Source organism: Photobacterium sp. DNB22_13_2, assembly GCF_052873915.1.
The window spans coordinates 1-289 of record NZ_JBNNXU010000100.1 but is presented as its reverse complement, the minus strand read 5'-3'; the positions used below and the strand labels follow the sequence as shown (position 1 = coordinate 289).

The window sequence follows — 289 nt, the reverse complement described above, 5'->3', positions numbered from 1 at the left end:
CTCTCCACCCATTCGAGCTTCTTCGGATTGGCGGTCACGTCAGCCAGCGTTGCCGTGCCGGTATACGGGTCGAAGCCGTCGCGCAGCTTAATCAGGCCGTGGTCACGCAGGATGACGAGCGCGCGGGTCTGGTTGCTCGGGTCATTCGGCAGGCCGATACGGGCGCCGACCGGCAACGCCTCGAGCGACTTGTATTTGCGCGAATAGAAGGCGATGGGCGAGATGAGCGTATTGCCCACCGTCGCCAGCTTGTAGCCGCGCTGCTTGATCTGGTCGCGCAGGAAGGGGA

Annotated in this window: 1 protein-coding gene; it reads right to left on the bottom strand. The window is 63.7% G+C overall.

The genetic code is table 11. The annotated features are described in order from the left end of the window. Positions 1–289, bottom strand: a 289-nt coding sequence (locus tag ACVA58_RS27965) for a MetQ/NlpA family ABC transporter substrate-binding protein (protein WP_446513503.1), incomplete at both ends; no start/stop codon positions are given.